The 16429-nt window shown below is 64.5% G+C and carries 18 protein-coding genes; 13 read left to right on the top strand and 5 right to left on the bottom strand.

Annotated features, from left to right (window positions below):
- The gene (locus QCE62_RS25855; protein ID WP_309924751.1) at positions 1 to 459 is read right to left on the bottom strand and encodes an MEKHLA domain-containing protein; all 459 of its coding nucleotides are present in this window, start codon (positions 457 to 459) and stop codon (positions 1 to 3) included.
- A gap of 150 nt (positions 460 to 609) precedes the next feature.
- Between QCE62_RS25855 and QCE62_RS25850 the strand changes: the two genes are divergently transcribed.
- A complete protein-coding gene (locus QCE62_RS25850) occupies positions 610 to 1314 on the top strand; it encodes a glutathione S-transferase family protein (protein WP_309924747.1) in 705 nt (234 codons plus the stop codon).
- A 14-nt stretch (positions 1315 to 1328) separates the two neighbouring features.
- Entirely contained in the window at positions 1329 to 1937 is a 609-nt protein-coding gene (locus tag QCE62_RS25845; RefSeq protein WP_309924745.1) for a TetR/AcrR family transcriptional regulator, read from the top strand.
- Between the two features lies 1 nt (position 1938).
- Here QCE62_RS25845 and QCE62_RS25840 read toward each other — a convergent pair whose 3' ends face one another.
- Positions 1939 to 3057: an MBL fold metallo-hydrolase gene (locus QCE62_RS25840; protein ID WP_309924743.1), complete on the bottom strand. Its 1119-nt coding sequence runs from the start codon at positions 3055 to 3057 to the stop codon at positions 1939 to 1941.
- 86 nt (positions 3058 to 3143) lie between these two features.
- Between QCE62_RS25840 and QCE62_RS25835 the strand changes: the two genes are divergently transcribed.
- Complete coding sequence (locus QCE62_RS25835) at positions 3144 to 3779, top strand: TetR/AcrR family transcriptional regulator (RefSeq protein ID WP_309817410.1); 636 nt, start codon at positions 3144 to 3146, stop codon at positions 3777 to 3779.
- 53 nt (positions 3780 to 3832) lie between these two features.
- Here QCE62_RS25835 and QCE62_RS25830 read toward each other — a convergent pair whose 3' ends face one another.
- Positions 3833 to 4996: a porin gene (locus tag QCE62_RS25830; protein ID WP_309924736.1), complete on the bottom strand. Its 1164-nt coding sequence runs from the start codon at positions 4994 to 4996 to the stop codon at positions 3833 to 3835.
- A 430-nt stretch (positions 4997 to 5426) separates the two neighbouring features.
- Between QCE62_RS25830 and QCE62_RS25825 the strand changes: the two genes are divergently transcribed.
- The 3 genes from QCE62_RS25825 (at position 5427) to QCE62_RS25815 (ending at position 7592) form a co-directional block, all read left to right on the top strand.
- Positions 5427 to 6041, top strand: a complete 615-nt coding sequence (locus QCE62_RS25825) for a hypothetical protein (RefSeq protein ID WP_309924728.1) — start codon at positions 5427 to 5429, stop codon at positions 6039 to 6041.
- Positions 6042 to 6171: 130 nt separating this feature from the next.
- A complete protein-coding gene (locus tag QCE62_RS25820) occupies positions 6172 to 7023 on the top strand; it encodes an oxidoreductase (RefSeq protein WP_309924720.1) in 852 nt (283 codons plus the stop codon).
- Positions 7024 to 7034: 11 nt separating this feature from the next.
- Positions 7035 to 7592, top strand: coding sequence for a hypothetical protein (locus QCE62_RS25815; RefSeq protein WP_309924713.1), 558 nt, complete (start codon positions 7035 to 7037; stop codon positions 7590 to 7592).
- 70 nt (positions 7593 to 7662) lie between these two features.
- Here QCE62_RS25815 and QCE62_RS25810 read toward each other — a convergent pair whose 3' ends face one another.
- Entirely contained in the window at positions 7663 to 7947 is a 285-nt protein-coding gene (locus tag QCE62_RS25810; protein WP_309924706.1) for a hypothetical protein, read from the bottom strand.
- Positions 7948 to 8180: 233 nt separating this feature from the next.
- On the opposite strand from QCE62_RS25810, the gene QCE62_RS25805 reads away from it, so the two are divergent.
- From QCE62_RS25805 to QCE62_RS25795, 3 genes are read left to right on the top strand one after another with little or no spacing between them, the layout of a single operon-like run.
- Positions 8181 to 8957: an acetoacetate decarboxylase gene (locus QCE62_RS25805; protein ID WP_309924699.1), complete on the top strand. Its 777-nt coding sequence runs from the start codon at positions 8181 to 8183 to the stop codon at positions 8955 to 8957.
- 25 nt (positions 8958 to 8982) lie between these two features.
- A complete protein-coding gene (locus QCE62_RS25800; RefSeq protein ID WP_309817389.1) occupies positions 8983 to 9765 on the top strand; it encodes a 3-hydroxybutyrate dehydrogenase in 783 nt (260 codons plus the stop codon).
- A 27-nt stretch (positions 9766 to 9792) separates the two neighbouring features.
- On the top strand, positions 9793 to 11058 hold the full coding sequence (locus tag QCE62_RS25795; protein ID WP_309924691.1) for a patatin-like phospholipase family protein: 1266 nt from the start codon (positions 9793 to 9795) through the stop codon (positions 11056 to 11058).
- Positions 11059 to 11076: 18 nt separating this feature from the next.
- Here the strand turns inward: QCE62_RS25795 and QCE62_RS25790 are convergent, their stop codons facing one another.
- The gene (locus QCE62_RS25790; RefSeq protein ID WP_309924683.1) at positions 11077 to 11973 is read right to left on the bottom strand and encodes a LysR substrate-binding domain-containing protein; all 897 of its coding nucleotides are present in this window, start codon (positions 11971 to 11973) and stop codon (positions 11077 to 11079) included.
- 142 nt (positions 11974 to 12115) lie between these two features.
- On the opposite strand from QCE62_RS25790, the gene QCE62_RS25785 reads away from it, so the two are divergent.
- From QCE62_RS25785 to QCE62_RS25770, 4 genes are read left to right on the top strand one after another with little or no spacing between them, the layout of a single operon-like run.
- Entirely contained in the window at positions 12116 to 13609 is a 1494-nt protein-coding gene (locus QCE62_RS25785; protein WP_309924674.1) for an aldehyde dehydrogenase, read from the top strand.
- 36 nt (positions 13610 to 13645) lie between these two features.
- Positions 13646 to 14725: an ABC transporter substrate-binding protein gene (locus QCE62_RS25780; protein WP_309924665.1), complete on the top strand. Its 1080-nt coding sequence runs from the start codon at positions 13646 to 13648 to the stop codon at positions 14723 to 14725.
- Between the two features lie 16 nt (positions 14726 to 14741).
- Positions 14742 to 15575 (top strand): ABC transporter permease, encoded by an 834-nt coding sequence (locus QCE62_RS25775; RefSeq protein WP_309924655.1) that lies wholly within the window; start codon positions 14742 to 14744, stop codon positions 15573 to 15575.
- Complete coding sequence (locus QCE62_RS25770) at positions 15572 to 16423, top strand: ABC transporter permease (RefSeq protein WP_309924644.1); 852 nt, start codon at positions 15572 to 15574, stop codon at positions 16421 to 16423. The genes QCE62_RS25775 and QCE62_RS25770 overlap by 4 nt, the downstream gene beginning before the upstream one ends.
- The last annotated feature ends 6 nt before the right edge of the window (positions 16424 to 16429 follow it).

The following is a 16429-nucleotide window of genomic DNA, read 5'->3' as shown; positions in this document are numbered from 1 at the left end:
TCAGGCGATATCGCTGACTTGCGGAATCATCGCCGCTTGTCCGCGATAGTCGCCATCGCGGTCGAACAACTGCCAGACCGTGGCGCGTTCAATGTAGAAGCGCTCGCCCGATTTCTTGACACGCACGCCGCGATAGCCATCGACATAACCATTGCGCGTCACCTGTTCGAGAAATGCCTGGCGCTCGCTGCGCTCGGGCGCTTCGGCGGAAAGACGCGAGGGCAGCGCGGTCAGCTCGTTCCACGTATAGCCGAAGAGCCGCTGCGCCCGCAGGTTGCCGTACACGAAGACCGGGTCCGATTGCGTGTCGTGTGCAAGGATGCCGAAAGGCGCGTCTTCATAGAGCCAGCGCGCGGCTTCGGCGGGCGTCAGGCTTGTGTCGGCAACCAGCGGCGTGTTCAGCAGGCGCGCGTAGCTTTCGCTGAGAAGCGTGAAGAAGTTGGAATCGGTGGGCTGCATTGTGCTTGAAAGCAGGGTTGAGGCCGAAGTCGCAACCATACCCGTTCGCAGGAATTCGCGCAGCACAGAGGCAGAGGATTGCAGGTTTTATATCGGTCGATCTAAAATACGCCGGCTGACCCATCAAGCGCACTCCAGGAGACGACCGGCATGATCGAGTTTTACTTCCACCCGACGCCCAATCCCGCAAAAATCGCGCTCTTCCTCGAAGAGTCGGGGCTTCCCTACACGCTGAAACCGGTCGATACGAGCAAGGGCGAGCAGCATCTGCCCGCGTTCCGCGCCATCAATCCGAACGGCAAGGTGCCGGCCATCGTGGATACGGAAGGCCCCGGCGGCACGCGCGCTGTCGTGTTCGATTCCACCGCCATCCTGCTCTATCTCGCGGAGAAGAGCGGTCAGTTCATCGGCGCGCCGGAAGACCGGCCGCAACTGCTTTCATGGCTGATGTTCATCGCCAGCGGCCTCGGCCCGTTCTCGGGGCAGGCGGTCCATTTCCAGTACGCCGCCCCCGAAGGCCTCGATTACGCGGTGAACCGCTATCGCCGCGAAGTGGACCGGCATTATCAGGTGCTCGAAGATCACTTGAAGGGGCGTGAGTTCATCGTCGGGAATGCTTATACGATTGCCGACATGTCGGCGTGGGGCTGGCTGGATCGCGCGTCGCGGGTGCTCAAGAACAGCGAGGATCCGCTCGGTCCCTATCCCGAACTGAAGCGCTGGTTCGCGCAAATCGACGCGCGTCCCGCCGTCGCTCGTGCGCGCGCCGTCAACAAGACACACGCGTTCAAGAGCGTCAACGACGAAGAGACGAAGCGCTCGCTGTTTCCGTCGAACTTTCCGAAGACGGCCTGAGAGGAAGCCAGCGTATGCCGCGTCCGCGTGAGTTCGATGAAGATGCCGCCCTCGATGCGGCCATGACGCAATTCTGGTCGCGCGGCTATGAGGCGAGTTCGGTGCGTGATCTCGCCACGGCCATGGGCCTGACATCGGCGAGTCTTTATAACGCTTTCGGCGACAAGCGCGCGCTCTATGAACGCGTGCTCGAACGCTATGTGGAACGCGGCTTTCGCGCGCGGGTGCAGCGCCTGGAGCACAGCGTGCCGCCGCGCGATGCCATCGCGATGTTCTTCGACGAGATCATCAAGCTCTCGGTGAACGATCCGCATCGGCGGGGTTGCATGATCGTCAACTCGGCGCTGGAGCTCGCGCCGCACGACGATTCGTTTCATCACGCGTTGAACGGCGTGCTGAAGGACATGGAAGGGTTCTTCCTGCGTTGCGTGCGCGCGGGTCAGAAAGACGGATCCATTCCGCGCGATCTCGAGGCCGGCGACCTCGCGAAGACCTTGCTCGCCTCGTTGATGGGGCTGCGCGTGCTCGCGCGGGTCAATCCGCAGCGCAAGCTGCTCGAAGGCGCGCTGCGGCCGGTGCTCGCGTTGCTCGGCGTGGACGCGGTTGCGCGCCGCAAGCACTGACTTACTTGGCGTCCTGCGTGCGCGACGCGCACATCCGCCATGCAGGTGCATTGGGTTCTTCAGCCGCCGTCTCGCGCCACCAGCGCTCGCCGCGATGCGGCGCTTCCAGATCGAGCCGCTCGCCCATGCGCGGCGTAGCCACCGCGACGCCGCGCGCCAATGCGAGCCCGGTCACGCGTTCGAAAGGCTCCTGCCACGGATGCATCGCGAGGTCGAAGGTGCCATTGTGGATCGGCACGAGCCAGCGTCCGCGCAAGTCGATATGCGCCTGCACCGTGTGTTCCGGCTGCATGTGCACGTAGGGCCATTGCGCGTCATAGGCGCCGGTTTCGACGAACGTGACATCGAACGGACCCAGCTTCTCGCCGATGGCGCGAAAGCCTTCGAAGTAGCCGGTGTCGCCGCTGAAGAACACGCGCAGTGCGTCATCGGCGATGACCCATGAAGCCCACAGCGTGCTGTTGCCATCGAACAGACTGCGCCCCGAGAAATGCTGCGCGGGCGTGGCGGTCAGGGTCAGGCCGTCGATTTCCGCGCTCTGCCACCAGTCGAGCTGACGGACCTTCGCGGCATCGATGCCCCATTCAATCAGACGATCGCCGACGCCGAGCGGCGTCAGAAATACTTCGGTGCTTGCGGCAAGCGCGAGCACGGTGTCGCGGTCGAGGTGATCGTAGTGATCGTGCGAGAGAATCACGCCGCGCAGGGGCGGCAGATCTTCCAGCGTGATGGGCGGCGCATGAAACCGCTTCGGACCGACGCGCTTGAACGGCGACGCCCGCTCGCCGAATACCGGATCCGTGAGCCAGTACGCGCCGCGCAGTTTGAACAGCAAGGTGGAATGCCCCAGCCGATACAGGCTGCGATCCGGCGCGGCGTCCAGCTGTTCACGCGTGAGCGACTCGACGACAGGCGCCTGCGCAGGCACCGTATTGCGTGGCTTGTTGAACAGCATGTTCCACATGATGCGCAGGGTCTTGCCGATTCCTTCGGACGGACGCGGCTTCACGTTGCGAAAGCGCGCGCCGTCATGCTGCGGCGACGCGCTCGACATCTCGCGGCCACGCCGTGCGGCGGCCAGTCCGAGGGCACGATTGATGCGATCAGTAAAGGAACTCATGAGAATGGCATCCGACGCAAAATGTACACTGCACAGTGTAGTTTAATCTCGTCAGGAAAGTAAACCGTGCGGTGTAAAATAAACGGATGAGTTCGAACGACGACATTCCCCAGCGCCTGACGGATCGCAAGCGCGCCGCCATCATGAACGCGGCGGTCGAGGAGTTCATTGCGGCCGGCTACGACGCCACCAGCATGGACCGCATCGCCGCGCGCGCGGACGTTTCGAAGCGCACGGTGTACAACCATTTCCCGAGCAAGGAAGCCTTGTTCGCGGCCATCCTGCTGCGTCTCTGGGACGAAAGCGATGCCGGCGACGCCCCCGCCTACAGCAGCAGCGAACCCTTGCGCGCGCAGTTGCTGGCCTTGCTCGCGCGCAAGCTGCGGCTGATGAACGACGAGTCGTTCCTGTCGGTGGCGCGCATGGCGATATCGGCGGGCATTCACTCGCCGGAACGGGCGCGCGATATCGTCGCGCGTATCGGCGAACGGGAAGAGGACCTGACCGTGTGGATCAGAAAGGCCGCCGCCGATGGCCGCCTTAGCGTTACCGACCCCGTGTTCGCCGGTCAGCAGCTGCATGGCATCGTGAAGGGCTTTGCCTTCTGGCCGCAAGTGGCGATGGGCCAGCCCACGCTGACGAAGCACGAGCAGAAGAAGGTCGCCGAAGCCGCCGCAGACATGTTCCTCGCGCGTTACGCACGCGCGGCGTCCGACCAATAAAAAAGCGCGATGCGTTTTGCAAGGGCATCGCGCTTCGCTGAACCAGACTTCGATCAGAAGCGGTGACGCAGACCCACACGCGTCACGAGCTGCGTATTCGCGCCCGCATTGCCGACGAACGACGACGACGAGCCGATTTCCGCCTGCACCGGCACGCCCCGGTTGCTGCCCGATGCCTTCTGGAAGGCGCCGATCACATAGACGTCGGTGCGCTTCGACAGCGCGTAGTCCACGACGCCGTTGACCTGGTGCCAGCGGCCGTCGAAGTTGCCGTCGAGGTCCGAGAACGTGTAGCCGAGGCCCGCGCTCAAAGCCGGCGTGAACGTGTACTTGCCGCCGATTTCATAGTTGTTCAGCGTCGAGGAACCGGCCGTGATCGGCTCGAACTTCGTGTGCGTCCAGTTCGCCCAGATCAGCGCGGCCGCGATGGTGTAGCGCGCGCCGACGCCGAAGGTTTCCAGGTCGCGCAGGCCCGTCGTGTTGATGTTCGCGATGCTCACGCTGAATGCCGGCGTCGCACCGTTCGGGAAGCGGATGTTGGTGTACGCCGCACCGACGCCGAGCGGACCCTGCTTGTAGTTCAAACCGAAGCTGTAGGCGCTCGATGAACCCTGCACCGCGTTCGCGCCGGTGCCCGTCGTGGGCGAGCCCGCGAAGTTGGTCGAGTTGGAGAAGCCGTACATGGCGCCGAACGTGATGCCGTGGAAGTCGGCGCTGCTGAACTTGACCGCGTTGTTGATGCGGCTCGCCGTCAGCTGGTCGAGGTCGTTGATGTGATACGCGTAGTTGCCGGCGGGCGTCTGGCTGCCCATCGTATAGCTGCCGCCGAGGTAGTCGGTGGAGAACGAGTACTGACGGCCGAACGTCACCGAACCGATCTCGTTCTTCGAGATGCCCACATAGGCCTGACGGCCGAATTCCGCGCCGCCCTGGCCGAGCGTGCCGTCACCGCTGTTGAAGCCGCTCTCGAGCACGAAGATCGCCTTCAGGCCGCCGCCCAGATCTTCCGCGCCGCGCAGGCCCCAGCGGCTGCCTTGCGCCACGCCGTCGCCGTACTTGACGACGCTGTCATGGCCGCGCGTGGTGGCGACCTTGTTGGCGTAGGTGATGCCGGCATCGATGATGCCGTACAACGTGACGCTGCTTTGTGCATGGGCCGCCGTGCCGAACAGCGTGAACAGGCCGAGCGCGGCCGCCGCTACGATGTGCTTCTTCATTGTTGTTTTCCTTGAGGTTGTCCGCTCGACACGGTGTGGGCAGTACACGGCGCGACGTTTTCAGCGCGCGAACGCGACCTTCCCGGCTTCGCAAGACATGCCTGCGAAGGTCGAGTGCTTTGAGAAAAAAATGATCGTCAAACGAAGGGGCTGATGTCCCGCTCCCGATGGAAGCAGGCGGATGGCGTTGCCCCGGCGCCTTGCCGCCGATGACTGACGCTGTAGCGAACGGAATATAGCGGATCGTCAGCGTCCGGTAAATATCTCCCATGCAGTTTGTAGTCTTTCTTCCACATGGCTGTCACAAAGCTACGTTTATTCCGAAGTTATCAGGCAACTAACCGTCGACTTTTCTTGCGTCTTTATACAGGCGCGCTTGTTGCAACACCAGACGCATGCTTTTTATCAGCGGCTATCAGGAGGAGATGAAATGTCAGAGCACAGTCACCCGGATGCATGCCGGATCGGCGTCGCGTTCATTGAAGGGCAATTGACCATGCTGCATGCTTATGCCGCGTTGTTGTCGGACTGGATCGAGCGCGGTGCGCCGCCGCCCGACTTCAGCAAGGCGGCTCCGTTGACAACACGTCGCCGTTCGCATCCCGAGGCTCATACGCATAGCGAGGCCGGCACGCCGATGAAAGCGCCGCCGCCTGACGAAGATCTTGCATGGCCGTCATTTGATACCCCGGACCAGCGCATTGCATTCGCGCTGATCGTGCCGTGCACGAATGCGCTGCTCGCGGTCGCCGAGTATTTCGATGTGCATCGGCTGTCGGCGTCGCGCGCGCCTGAGGTGCAGTTCCTGATGCGGGTGCGCGACGCGGCCGTGAACGGCAATACCTTCGCCATCGCCGACACATACATGCCGCACGCCGCTTATGCCGGCCTGATCGTCGATGCCACGCTCGACGGCACGCTGCTCTTCAGCGATGGCGTCAAGCCCGGTTTCATGGAGTTCGGCGATACGGTGGGTCTGCTGCGTTACCTGACGAAGCTGCTGAAGAGCATGCAGAGCGCGATCAGTTCGGGCGATGCGGGCTGAACTTCGGCGCGCAGCACGTTTGCGTCATTTCCTTCAAGATGGCGTTGAAGGTGTTCAACGTTCAAGCCGCGTGCGCGCACTTGCATGACCGCACCCTGACCGCGCCGCGCGCATCCCATGGAGAAGCGCAATGTCCGCATCGTCAAGCGATACCCCTGTCTGGTTCATCACCGGCTGCTCGACCGGCTTCGGCCGTGAACTGGCCGCCGCGGTCATCGAGAAAGGCTGGCGCGCGGTGGTCGCGGCGCGCAACCCCGACAGCGTCGCGGATCTCGTCGCGCGTGCCGCGGACCGCGCCATCGCGGTGCGCCTGGACGTCACGCGTGCCGATGAAATCCAGTCCGCCATCGCGCAGGCGCATGAAGCCTTCGGCAGGATCGACGTGCTCGTCAATAACGCCGGCTTCGGCTATCTCGCGGCGGTGGAAGAAGGCGAGGATGACGAAGTCCGCGCCATGTTCGAAGCGAACTTCTTCGGCGCGGCGGCGATGATCCGCGCCGTGCTGCCGCGCATGCGCGAGCGGCGCTCGGGACACATCGTCAATATCACGTCGGTGGGCGGGCTGGTCGGCAATCCGGGCAGCGGCTATTACGCGGCGACCAAGTTCGCGCTCGAAGGTCTTGGCGAGGCCTTGGCACGCGAGACCGAGACGCTCGGCATCAAGGTGACGGCGGTCGAGCCCGGTCCGTTCCGTACGGACTGGGCGGGGCGCTCGCTGAAGCAGACGCGTCATCCCATCGACGACTACGCCGAAGGCGCGGGCACGCGGCGCGCGGCGATCGCGGAACGCAGCGGCAGGCAGCCGGGCGATCCGGCGCGCGCCGCGCAGGTAATCATCGAGGCGGTGACCGCGGCCGAGCCGCCGGGACATCTGGTGCTCGGCGGTCCGGGTCTCGAACTGGTGCGCGGCAAGCTTGCCCGCCTCACGGCCGAGATCGACACGTGGCACGAACGCAGCGCCTGGACCGACAACCCGAGCTGAAGCACCCGCCGATGAACCCGCACGAAGCCCGCGCCCATGTCCGCGCGCTGATCGCCGCCGACGCCGCCGTGCTGCACGTCGCACCGCCGCGCGTGCGCTTCGTGACGCGCGGCGGCGGGCCGTGCTACGAGGCGCTGTTCAACCGCATCGAGATCGACGCCGCCACGCTCGCCTTGCCCGAGCCGCTGCTGAATGTGGTGATCGCGCATGAAGTCGGTCATGCGACGCAGCGCAGGACCATGCTCTTCGACCTCGCGCGGGCCATGCTGCTCATGGCGGCATTGATGTCGGTGCCGTGCGTGTTGTTCGCGGCCTCGCCCGAGGAAGAGCTGTGGCGCGTGAGTGCGCCGGGCATCGGCGTGGTGCTGGCGTTGTTTGCGTCGCGGAGAATCTGGCGCACGCATGCCGCGAGACGCTGCACGGCCCTCGAACTCGATGCCGACGCCAAAGCGGCCTCGATCCACGGCGCATCGCTGGCGTTGCAGGCGCTGGAAGTGATGGCGACGCGCGGCCGTATCGACACCGCGCGGCTCGATGCCATGCGCGCCCGGCTCAGGTCGAACGATTGAAACCGGCAGAAACGAAAAAGCACGCACGTCCTGATGCGGACGTGCGTGCTTCCATGACAAAAATGAAGCTTTACTGTGCCGGCGCGGCGGGCGGCGTCGACGACTTCTTGTGGTGCTTATGCTTTTGTCCCTTCTTGTGATACGCGGGACGCGGCTTGTTGTCCGGGTAATCCGCAGCAGCGTAAGTCAGAGTAGGCGCCGCAAAAGCCGCCAGCACCAGGAGCACGAGGGACTTCTTCAAAGACGTTTTCATCGGAGACTCGCTTTTTAGGAGATGGCCTGAACCTGCATGCAACGCATGTCCCGCCGCGTTGCGTTCCGAAAAATACAAGACCACAAGCACTACCGCAACCATGAAATCCGGCGCTCATGCGACCGCGCGGCGCCTGGAGATGGCCGCGCGCTCAGGCAACAGTATATTGCACAAAAAAATGCAATCATCCAGTAGGTATCCATAAGCTCTTGAAGCGACAAAACTTTTGTCGGTTCGCACTGCTGGCCTGAGGGTCATCAAGCTGCCGGTGGTCCGCGACAACTGTCATGTTCTGCATCTACTATCGTGCCTGCTCTCAACTCAGGGACGATCCAGTGAAAGAAGACGACATCCGCCGAAACGCTTTCGCCATGCCGGTGCATAACCCGGCGTATCCGCGTCCGCCGTTCCGCTTCCTCAATCGCGAGTACTTCATCATCTCGTACGAGACGGACCTCGATGCCTTGCGCGCCGTGGTGCCGGAGCCGCTCGAAGTCGACAGCGCCCTCGTGCATTACGAATTCATTCGCATGCCGGATTCATCCGGTTTCGGCGACTACACCGAGAGTGGCCAGGTGATCTCGGTGATCGATCCGGACGGCGCCAAGGCCAGCTACACCCATGCAATGTATCTCGACGATGAAGGCCCGATCGCGGGCGGCCGCGAGATCTGGGGCTTTCCGAAGAAGCTGGCGTCGCCGCGTCTTTCGGTGGATGGCAAGGACACGCTGCTCGGGACCCTCGACTACGGCACGCAGCGCATTGCCACCGGCACGATGGGCTACAAGTATCGTCCGCTCGATCCCGAAACCGAACGCAAGAAGCTCGCCGAAACGCCCAACTATCTGCTGAAAGTGCTGCCGCACGTCGACGGCACGGCGCGCGTGTGCGAACTGGTGCGTTTCTTCCTACGCGACGTCAGCGTGCTCGGCGCATGGGAAGGCCCCGCCGCGCTCCAACTCAACGCGCACGCGCTCGCGCCGGTCGCGGATCTGCCGGTGCGCAAGGTGGTCGGCGCGCGGCACGTGATCGCGAACCTGACGCTGGACATCGGCGAAGTCGCCTACGACTATCTCGCCCCCGGCGAACTGAAGCTCGCGGTCAATCAATAACTCTCATCGAACAAGGAGCAGGCACATGGCACTGCAAGGAAAAGTCGCGCTCGTCACGGGCGCTGCAAGCGGCATCGGCGAACAGACGGCACGCAAGCTCGCCGCCGACGGCGCGGCTGTCGTCATCGCCGACCTGAACCTCGCGAACGCGCAGAAGGTGGCGGACAGCATCGTCGCGGAAGGCGGCAAGGCGATCGCGGTCTCCATGGACGTCACCAGTGAGGAAGCGGTGAACGCGGGCATCGAAGACACGGTGGCCAAGCTTGGCGGCATCGACGTGCTGGTGTCGAACGCGGGTATCCAGATCGTCGCGCCCATCGAGGAGTACGCGTACTCGGACTGGAAGAAGATGCTCGCCATTCACCTCGACGGCGCGTTCCTCACGACCAAGGCCGCCATCAAGCACATGTACGCGTCGGGCAAGGGCGGCTCGATCATTTACATGGGTTCGGTGCACTCGCATGAAGCATCGAAGCTGAAGTCCGCCTATGTCACGGCGAAGCACGGCCTGCTGGGTCTGGCGCGCGTCGTCGCGAAGGAAGGCGGCCCGCGCGGCGTGCGCGCCAACGTGGTGTGCCCCGGATTCGTGCGTACGCCGCTCGTCGAGAAGCAGATTCCCGAACAGGCGAAGGCGCTCGGCATCTCCGAGGAAGAAGTCGTGAAGAACGTCATGCTGAAGGAAACCGTCGATGGCGAGTTCACCACCGTCGCCGATGTCGCGAACACGGTCGCGTTCCTCGCAGGCTTCGAATCGAACGCGCTGACGGGGCAGTCGGTGGTCGTGAGTCACGGCTGGTTCATGCAATAAAAACGAGCACAACGACAAGGAGAATCCATGCGCCGCAGTCAACGCAACTCACTCACGCAGGCGAACCACGTCGCGCTGCCGGACTACGACGAGGTCTGTCTCGTGCTGCAAGGCGGCGGCGCGCTGGGTTCCTACCAGGCGGGCGTATTCGAAGGGCTGGCCGAGGTGGGCGTCGAGCCGAGCTGGACCTCGGGCATTTCCATCGGCGCGCTGAATACGGCGATCGTCGCGGGCAATGCGCCTGAACACCGCGTGGCGGCGCTGCGCGGCTTCTGGAACACCATCTGCCAGCCGGCGGACCTGATCGGGCACGTGGGCGCGTTCGTGCCCGCCGCGTTCGGCTTCGCGAACATGGGCCGCACGTTTTCGAGCATGTGGGCGGCGGCGCGTGCGCTGACCGAGGGCCAGCGCGGCTTCTTCTCGCCGCGCGTGCAGGTGCCGGCGCTCGTTCCGGACGCGCAGGCGAAGCTCCCGAGCAATGTCAGCTATTACGACACCTCGGCATTGCGCGCGACGCTGCTGAAGTTCGCCGACTTCGACCGCATCAACGACGGCAACATGCGCGTGTCAGTGGGCGCGGTGAATGTGCGCACGGGCAATCTCGTGTACTTCGACAACACCAAAATGCGTCTTGCGCCCGAGCACTTCATGGCCTCGGGCGCGTTGCCGCCGGGTTTTCCGGCGGTGGAGATAGACGGCGAGTTCTACTGGGACGGCGGGCTGGTCTCGAACACGCCGTTGACGGAGATCATCCGCGAGAGCCAGCACAAGGACACGCTCGTGTTCCAGGTGGATCTGTGGAGCGCGCGCGGCACCTTGCCGGGCGATTTCCTCGACGTGAGCGAGCGCACCAAGGACATCCAGTATTCGAGCCGCACCCGCGCCATTACCGATTTCGTCTCGCACAATCAGAAGCACGCGCGGCTCATCAAGGAATTGCTCGAACACGTGCCGGAGAAGGTGCGGCGTTCGCATCCGCTGCTGCGCGAGGCGCAGAAGGTCGCGGACGGCGGCGCCGTGAACATCGTGCATCTGATCTACAAGAACAAGTTCTTCGAAGGCCACTACAAGGACTACGAGTTCAGCAACGACACAATGGACGAGCACTGGGCGAGCGGACTCGAAGATATCCGGCGGTCGTTCGGCCATCCGGAATGGTTCGAGATTCCGAGTCACGACCTGGGTTTCGTCACGCACGACGTGCATCGCTTCGAGGCCGCGCCGCAAGCCGTGGCCGAGTTGCCGAAAGCGGTGTCGAAGCCGCTGGAAGACGACATTCCGGCCGACGCCTGAACCACGAGAAAGTGCGCCTCAGCCCGCCGCCATGCGCGCGGCGGTCTCCTTCAGCTGTGCGACGAACTGATTGACGATCACCGATCTCGGCCTGCCCGGCGCGAACAGGAACCGCGGCTCCACGGGCACCGCCGGCGAAAAGCGTCGCGAGACGAGATCGGGGAACGAGCGGCCCATCAGCGCGAACGGATCGACCAGCGCGACGGCATTGGCCTCCCGCACCAGCGCGCACAGCACCGGCGTGCTGTTCGAGACGAACGCGCTCGAAAAACTCCTGCCTTGCGCGCGAAACGCCTCGCGCAGCCGCCAGCCGGTCAGCGTGTCCTCGCCGAAGGTGGCGAGCATTTCGGCGTCCAGCAGACGCGGCGTCACGGTCTTGCGATCCGCCAGCGGATGCCCGGCGCGCATCACGCAGCGCAGCTCCGCGCTGCAAAACTCTTCCACTTCGAGCGTGCCTGACGGCGCGGCCACATCGAGAATGCCGAAGTCCGCCTGATTGTTGTTCACGTATTCGACGACATGCCGCGTGGGCAGCGCGCGGATATCGAATTCGACAGACGGATGCGTCTCGCGAAACTCGCCGACCGCCCGCGCGACGATGGTGGTGGCGAGCATGGACACGGTGGATACGCGAATGGAGCCGCGCTGTCCTTGCTGGATCTCGCGCGCCGTTTCCGCAATCGACTGCACGCTGCCGAACAGCCGTTCGATCTCCGGCAGGATGGCCTCGGCCTCGGGCGTGCAGACCAGCCGGCCTTTCACGCGCAGAAAGAGGGTGAGCCCGATCTCTTCTTCCAGCATGCGCAGCGTCTTGGTCACGGCGGGCTGCGACACATACAGCAGCCGCGCGGCCGCCGACACGCTGCCGGCCTTCACGACCGCACGGAAGATCTCGAGATGACGCACTTTGAGCATGGCGGGCACCGGGAAAAGGTATAACTTTTCGGCAGGAACAAGCTTAGCAGAATGTATTGGTTTTCATACTTTTGAAACCGTACACTGATTTCAGTCGCATGAACGCATGAGCCAATCGAACTGACATTCAAGGAGCCTTGCTGTGAGCATTCCCGACGCAACGGTGTGGCGCGCACGCGCCGAGTCACTCCGGCCCGAGGGGCGGGCGTTCATCGACGGGCAATACGTGTCCGCGCTCTCCGGCAAGACCTTCGCCACCGTGAATCCGGCCACGGGCAGGGTCATCGCGGAGATTGCCGAGTGCGGCAGCGAGGACGTGGACGTGGCGGTCGCCAGCGCGCGGCGCGCGTTCGAAACGGGCGTCTGGTCGCGCCGCGCGCCTGCCGAGCGCAAGGCCGTGATGCTGCGCTTCGCGCAATTGATGATGGAGCATCGCGAGGAACTGGCGCTGCTCGAATCGCTCGATGTCGGCAAGCCCATCGCGAACGCCTATAACGGCGACATCGTCAGTTCGGCGACCTGCATCCAGTGGTACGGCGAGGCCATCGACAAGCTCTATGGCGAAACCGCGCCCGCCGCCCCCGACATGACCACGATGATCGTGCGCGAGCCGCTCGGCGTGGTGGCGGCGGTCGTGCCGTGGAACTATCCGCTGTCCATGGCGAGCTGGAAGCTCGGCCCGGCGCTGGCTGCGGGCAATTCGGTGATCCTGAAGCCCGCCGAGCAGTCGCCGCTGAGCGCCATCCGCATTGCCGCGCTCGCGGCGGAAGCGGGTTTGCCGCCCGGCGTGCTCAACGTGCTGCCGGGCTACGGCGAGACGGCGGGGCGTGCGCTCGGCCTGCACATGGACGTCGATGCCGTCGGCTTCACCGGCTCCACGGCTGTGGGCAAGCTGTTCATGCAGTATTCCGGACAGTCGAACATCAAGCGCGTGGGCCTCGAGTGCGGCGGCAAGAGCCCGCATATCGTGCTCGACGACTGTCCCGACCTCGACGCCGCCGCGCGCGCCGTCGCGGCGGGCATCTTCGCCAACAGCGGACAGGTGTGCAATGCGGGCTCGCGTCTGATCGTCCACGCCGCCGTGCGCGATGAACTGCTGGAGAAGGTCGCGGCCATCGCGCGCGATCTCGTGCCCGGCGATCCGCTCGATCCCGCCACGAAGATGGGCGCGATCGTGAGCCAGGTGCAGCACGAGTCGGTGATGTCGTATATCGACGCCGGCCGGGCCGATGGCGCGCAGGTCATCGCGGGCGGCCGCGCGGCGCGGGCGGAATCGGGCGGCTTCTTCATTGAGCCGACCGTCTTCGACCAGGTCAGCAACACCATGCGGATCGCGCGCGAGGAGATCTTCGGGCCGGTGCTGGCGGCGATCACCGTCGAGTCGCCGGAGGAAGCCGTGCGCATCGCCAACGACACCATCTACGGCCTAGCCGCCGCCGTCTGGACCTCGAACATCACGCGCGCGCAGCAGGTGTCGCGTCAGCTGAAGGCGGGCGTGGTGTGGGTCAACTGCTTCGACCGCGGCACGATGTCGTCGCCGTTCGGCGGCTTCAAGCAATCCGGCTTCGGCCGCGACAAGTCGATGCACGCCTTCGACAAATACATGGACTGGAAGGCCATCTGGATCGCCGGATAAAGCATCGCCCCGACCCGACCACTCTGGGAGACCGACATGAAAGCGCAAGTCCCGCAGCAACCCGAAGCCGAAGCCGACGCCCCGGCGCCCGCGCGCCGCGTATTCCTGCAACAGGCGGGCGCGCTCGCCGGGGCCGCGCTGCTCGGCGCGCCGGCCATCGTGCGCGCGCAGTCGAAGAGCATCGCCGTGACCTGCTGGGGCGGCGCCTACGAAGCCGCGATTCGCGGCGCGTTCGCCGAGCCGTTCACGAAGGAGACCGGCATCGCCGTGACGCTCGTCAACAGCGCGGACCTCGCGCGCATGAAGGTGCAGGTGGAGTCGAAGAACGTCTCATGGGACGTGTTCGACAGCATCGGGCCGCAGATCGTCACCGGCTCGCGCCAGGGCATGTGGGAAAGGCTCGATCCGGCGATCGTCAAGACCGATGGCCTCATCACGAAGACCGGGGCGGATTTTGTCGGCACGTATTCGTATGCCGGCGGCATCGGCTTCGATCCGAAGCGCAGCGGCAAGCCGCCGACCACCTACGCCGAGTTCTGGGACGTGAAGAGCTATCCGGGGCGGCGCGGTTTGCGTCCGCGCGTCAGCGAGAATCTGGAGATGGCCCTGCTGGCCGACGGCGTCGCGCCCGACAAACTCTATCCGCTCGACGTCGAACGCGCCTTCAAGGCGATGGACCGCATCAAGCCGGCGGTGCGCAAGTGGATCGAGACCACGCCGGAAACCGTGACGCTCATAGCCAGCAATGAACTGGACTTCACCTACACCTATCTGAGCCGCGTGCTGCCGGCCCAGCGCGCGGGCACGTCCATCCAGATGTCGATGAAGCAAACCCTCAACAGCCTCGAATATCTTGCGGTGCCGAAGTACGGCAAGAACACGCAGGCCGCGATGCAGTACGTGGCGTTCTGTTTGCGTCCGGACCGGCAGGCGGCGTTCTGCGAGATGGTGGAATTTGCGCCTAACACGGCCGCCGCGATGCCGCTGGTCTCGGCCGCCGCGAAGGCGCGCATGCCGGACATGCACGATGCGAACAGCATCGTCATCAACGACCAGTGGTGGGGCGATCACTACGATGCGCTGCAGAACCGCTTCACCACCTGGATGCTGACCTGAGCCCCCGGCGCGCGCGATGAACTACTCGCTGAACCTGAAGTCCGTCATCGTCATGCTGCTGCCGCTCTACGGGCTGCTCGCGGTGTTCTTTCTCTGGCCGCTCGGTCTGGTGGGCTGGTCGAGCATCTGGGAGAACGGCTTTACCCTGCGCGGCTATGCGCAGGTGCTGAGCAATCCGCTGATTCATCGCGTGCTCGGCAATACGCTCGTCATCAGCGTGACCGCGACGGTGGCGAGTCTCGTGCTCGGCTATATCGTCGCGCTGCATCTGGCGCGGCTGCCCGCGTCGAAGCGCACGCCGTATCTCGTGATGGTGATGCTGCCGTTCTGGACCAGCATCCTCGTCAAGAGCTATGCGTTCACGGTGGTGCTGGGCAGCGCGGGAATCATCGCAAAGCTGGCGGGATGGATCAGCGGCGACGCCTGGCATCCGGACCTGATGTTCAACCGTACGGGCGTGGTGATCGGCATGAGCAACTATCTGCTGCCCTTCATGGTGCTGCCCATCCTGACGAGCCTCACCGCGCAGAACCGCAACCTCAAGTTCGCGGCGGAGATGATGGGCGCGGGCCAGTGGCTGATCTTCGCGCGCATCACGCTGCCGCTCTCGATGCCCGGCGTGATCGCCGGCGTGCTGATGTGCCTGACGCTCTCGATGGGCATGTACATCACGCCCGCACTGCTCGGCGGACCGCGCGACATGATGCTCGCCAACCTGATCGACTTCTACACGCGGCAGACGCTCGACTGGACGCTCGCCGCGTCCATCGCGATGATGCTGCTCGTGCTGTCCGGCGTGCTGATCGCGCTGCTCGGACGCGTGCAGCGCGGCCAGGAGGCTTTCGCATGACGTCCACCGCCGCCCGTGTCAGCAAGGACTTTGCGGTGCCGGAACCGCGCCGCCGTGATTTTCGCGGCATGTGGCGCGTGCTCGGCGCGCTCGGCGGCTGGTGCGGCTATCTGTTCCTGCTGCTGCCGAGTCTCGTGGTCGTGCCGGTGTCGTTCGGCGGCGGCAACGAACTGAGCTTTCCGCCGAAGACCTTCTCGCTGGAACTGTTCCACCGCTTCCTGACCGATCCCGCGTGGTGGGGCTCGGCGCTCACGAGCGTGATGGTCGCGCTGCTGGCCTCGGCGATTTCCGTGGCAGTGGGCGTGCCGGGCGCGTATGCGCTGGCGCGCGGACGTTTCCCCGGCCGCCGCGTGCTGGAAACCTTCGCGATCACGCCGATGCTGATTCCCGTCGTGGTCCTGGGCCTCGGCATCTACAAGCAGTTTTCCATGCTGGCGCTGGTCAACACGGTGTGGGGCATCGCGCTGGCGCATGCGGTGCTGGTGGTGCCGTTCGTCGTGATCGCGGTGGGGTCGGGGCTCAAGCACGCGGACCCGGCGCTCGAAGCGGTCGCCATGCTGATGGGCGCGAGCCGCGTGCGCATCTTCTTCCAGGTGGTGTTGCCGCAGATCCGTGCGTCGGTGGCCGTGAGCGTGCTGTTCGCGTTCCTGCTGTCCTTCGATGAAGTCGTGGTCGCGTACTTCATCTCCGGCCCGCAGACAACCACCTTGCCGGTCAAGATGTACAGCGCGATCCGCTGGGAAGTGTCGCCGGTGCTGGCGGCGGTATCGACGCTGCTGACGCTTGTCTCGCTCGCCGTGTGTCTCGGCATCATGGCCCTGCAACGGCGCGACGCGCCCGCCGAATAATCTCTC

This window comes from Caballeronia sp. LZ033 (assembly GCF_031451265.1).
Lineage (GTDB): Bacteria > Pseudomonadota > Gammaproteobacteria > Burkholderiales > Burkholderiaceae > Caballeronia.
This window is presented reverse-complemented; position numbering and strand designations above follow the sequence as displayed.

What these genes read in the sequence shown, in the direction of transcription:
- QCE62_RS25830 (WP_309924736.1), bottom strand. Translation starts at nt 4,996, where the DNA reads ATGAAGAAGCACATCGTAGCGGCGGCCGCGCTCGGCCTGTTCACGCTG.
- QCE62_RS25795 (WP_309924691.1), top strand. Translation starts at nt 9,793, where the DNA reads ATGCGCCGCAGTCAACGCAACTCACTCACGCAGGCGAACCACGTCGCG.
- QCE62_RS25810 (WP_309924706.1), bottom strand. Translation starts at nt 7,947, where the DNA reads ATGGTTGCGGTAGTGCTTGTGGTCTTGTATTTTTCGGAACGCAACGCG.
- QCE62_RS25840 (WP_309924743.1), bottom strand. Translation starts at nt 3,057, where the DNA reads ATGAGTTCCTTTACTGATCGCATCAATCGTGCCCTCGGACTGGCCGCC.
- QCE62_RS25855 (WP_309924751.1), bottom strand. Translation starts at nt 459, where the DNA reads ATGCAGCCCACCGATTCCAACTTCTTCACGCTTCTCAGCGAAAGCTAC.
- QCE62_RS25770 (WP_309924644.1), top strand. Translation starts at nt 15,572, where the DNA reads ATGACGTCCACCGCCGCCCGTGTCAGCAAGGACTTTGCGGTGCCGGAA.
- QCE62_RS25775 (WP_309924655.1), top strand. Translation starts at nt 14,742, where the DNA reads ATGAACTACTCGCTGAACCTGAAGTCCGTCATCGTCATGCTGCTGCCG.
- QCE62_RS25780 (WP_309924665.1), top strand. Translation starts at nt 13,646, where the DNA reads ATGAAAGCGCAAGTCCCGCAGCAACCCGAAGCCGAAGCCGACGCCCCG.
- QCE62_RS25790 (WP_309924683.1), bottom strand. Translation starts at nt 11,973, where the DNA reads ATGCTCAAAGTGCGTCATCTCGAGATCTTCCGTGCGGTCGTGAAGGCC.
- QCE62_RS25850 (WP_309924747.1), top strand. Translation starts at nt 610, where the DNA reads ATGATCGAGTTTTACTTCCACCCGACGCCCAATCCCGCAAAAATCGCG.
- QCE62_RS25845 (WP_309924745.1), top strand. Translation starts at nt 1,329, where the DNA reads ATGCCGCGTCCGCGTGAGTTCGATGAAGATGCCGCCCTCGATGCGGCC.
- QCE62_RS25825 (WP_309924728.1), top strand. Translation starts at nt 5,427, where the DNA reads ATGTCAGAGCACAGTCACCCGGATGCATGCCGGATCGGCGTCGCGTTC.
- QCE62_RS25800 (WP_309817389.1), top strand. Translation starts at nt 8,983, where the DNA reads ATGGCACTGCAAGGAAAAGTCGCGCTCGTCACGGGCGCTGCAAGCGGC.
- QCE62_RS25835 (WP_309817410.1), top strand. Translation starts at nt 3,144, where the DNA reads ATGAGTTCGAACGACGACATTCCCCAGCGCCTGACGGATCGCAAGCGC.
- QCE62_RS25820 (WP_309924720.1), top strand. Translation starts at nt 6,172, where the DNA reads ATGTCCGCATCGTCAAGCGATACCCCTGTCTGGTTCATCACCGGCTGC.
- QCE62_RS25815 (WP_309924713.1), top strand. Translation starts at nt 7,035, where the DNA reads ATGAACCCGCACGAAGCCCGCGCCCATGTCCGCGCGCTGATCGCCGCC.